Raw genomic sequence first — 2,306 nt, 5'->3', positions numbered from 1 at the left:
GCTCAGCTGGATAGAGCGCTGGACTTCGAATCCATCGGTGGCAGGTTCAAATCCTGTTGGGTGTACCATGAATGTAGTAATATCGACGATTTCAGTAGGTGAAATCGTTGGTATTTTTTATTTTATTCTTAATTTTTGATTAATGATGAGGTTTACTCAGAATCAATAATATTATAGGAAATGGCAGAGTAAAAAAATAAGCACTGATGAGTTAAATCAATAGTGCTTATTTTAATATTGAAAGTTATTTTTCAACTGTAATTTCCGTATTATGCTTATTTATCAAATAACAATATAAATTCTTAACAAGAATTTTAACAATGTTATATATAGGAACTGCAAGGAAGGCTGCGAAGAAACCTCCAAAGTATACACTTATGGTAACTACTAAAATAGTTGTCAGTGGATGCATATTTAGTTGGTTACCAGTGATATTAGGGGTTATAACATTGCCTTCTAACTGTTGAACAATAACTGTAAGAATTATTATTTTAAGTACCATACCAAAGCCCATACTTAAGGATATAAGGATGGCTGGAATAATTCCCAGTATTACACCTAAGAAAGGAATAAAGGCAGTTATAAGAGAAAATAGAGATAGAACAAGAGCATTAGGCATTCCGATGATTACATAACCTATAAACATAAGAACTCCGATGACACAAGCAACCATAATCTGTGAAGTAATGTATTGTTTTAATACTGTATCAATTTCATGAAGTATTTTCAATATAATACTTTTAAATTTTCTTGGAAGAAAGGAAGTGAAAGTATTATATATTTTTTTATCATCTTTAAGTATATAAAACATTATTATTGGTATTAAAATCATCTGAGCTACAAAATTACCTATAGAACTAGCAAATACATATATGTTTTTACTTATGTCTGTAAAAGAATTTACTAAATAGTTAGCGGCTTTTTGAAGTAATTCACCAATATTTAAAAATTCATTAATTTGTGGAAATAAGTAGCTATATTTATCAGCTAAGTTCTGCACGGACTCAATAATAGCTATGGTTAAACTTTCACCTTGGGTAGCTATTATTGATGAAGAATATATAAGCATATATACAATTAATACTATTATCAATAGTATTGAAAGGGCTGTAGCTATTCCACTTGATAATTTCCTATTTTGAAGAAATCTTTTAACAGGTCTCACTAAATAGTAAAGAAAAATTGCTAAAACTATAGGTATAAACATGGCATTAAGAATTGTAGTTATAGGAGATAGTACAAAATTCATTTTACTGAAGAGTCCTATAGCTAATAGAATTAAATTTATTATTAGAAGAATTTGTATTATTTTAGTAAAATTCTTATTTTTATTCATTTTTTCCTCCTTTAATTTTAGAATAGTAAAGACTTTGAGATTTATTTAACTTTAATTAAGTTAATGTCATTATATGTAATAACATAAATGATTAAAAAAATACATGCTAGAAAATTAAAACTAGCATGTTAGTTTTCTAGTTTATTTAGTTGTGCAAGGTAGAAAGAATTTTAGGGTATTCTTCATCTACAGCTCTAAATATTATAGAAAGCATTTGGAAAACTAAATCTGCATCAAAGTTATTATTAAATGGTAGAGATACTTTTGCACTTATAACTTCATTATCCTCATAAAAGGATACATATTTATATGTAGAGTTTAATTCATTGAATAAAGCATATAACTTATATTTATCTTGATCTTTAGATATAGAGGCTATATTAAAGCAGAAGATGTCAGCTAATGTATCATCATCTCTTAATGATATAACAGCTCTTCTATCTTGGCCACCTCCCAGAACTGGCTTAGTAACTCCGTTTATAGTGATCTTTTCAGGAAATGAAAAGATGGTAAATTCATCTACATTGAGTCCTTTGTTTAATGGAAGTCTATGTTCTTCTATATATATTTCAAATTCTATAGCATTACTTCTCATACTATTTCCCCCTTGAATAAAATTTATATAAATATATTTTTTGAATATTATATATATTATAATGTATTAGTAATTATCTCATAAAAGAGATGGTTAGTAAATAGAATTGTATAACTTATAAGTATATGATTTAAATTATGGTTTATTACTAACCTGTGGATAAATCTGGGGATTATGTGGAAAAAAATGTAAAAGTATTAACAGGTTAAGAAATTTTACTCTTTTTACTCTGTTGAACTTTAGATATTAAATAATCTTGAAGTTGACTACAACTTTCTTTATCCATTTGATTTACACCATCTAGCCTATAGTCTATACCTAAGCTCTCATACTTATTTACACCTAAAAGATGATAAGGTAATAATTCTATTTTAG

General features: G+C 27.1%; 2 protein-coding genes. Both read right to left on the bottom strand.

Annotated features, from left to right (window positions below; all coding sequences use genetic code 11):
- Window positions 1-244: 244 nt before the first annotated feature.
- Entirely contained in the window at window positions 245-1,336 is a 1,092-nt protein-coding gene (locus B2671_RS04635; RefSeq protein WP_346849254.1) for an AI-2E family transporter, read from the bottom strand.
- 145 nt (window positions 1,337-1,481) lie between these two features.
- Window positions 1,482-1,931 (bottom strand): YbjN domain-containing protein, encoded by a 450-nt coding sequence (locus tag B2671_RS04630; RefSeq protein ID WP_346869364.1) that lies wholly within the window; start codon window positions 1,929-1,931, stop codon window positions 1,482-1,484.
- Window positions 1,932-2,306 lie beyond the last annotated feature (375 nt).

Source organism: Clostridium sp. UBA5119, assembly GCF_002414285.1.
GTDB lineage: Bacteria > Bacillota > Clostridia > Clostridiales > Clostridiaceae > Clostridium_J > Clostridium_J sulfidigenes.
This window is presented reverse-complemented; position numbering and strand designations above follow the sequence as displayed.

Excerpts from the sequence above, each read along its gene's own strand:
- B2671_RS04635 (WP_346849254.1), bottom strand. The coding sequence starts at position 1,336 with ATGAATAAAAATAAGAATTTTACTAAAATAATACAAATTCTTCTAATA.
- B2671_RS04630 (WP_346869364.1), bottom strand. The coding sequence starts at position 1,931 with ATGAGAAGTAATGCTATAGAATTTGAAATATATATAGAAGAACATAGA.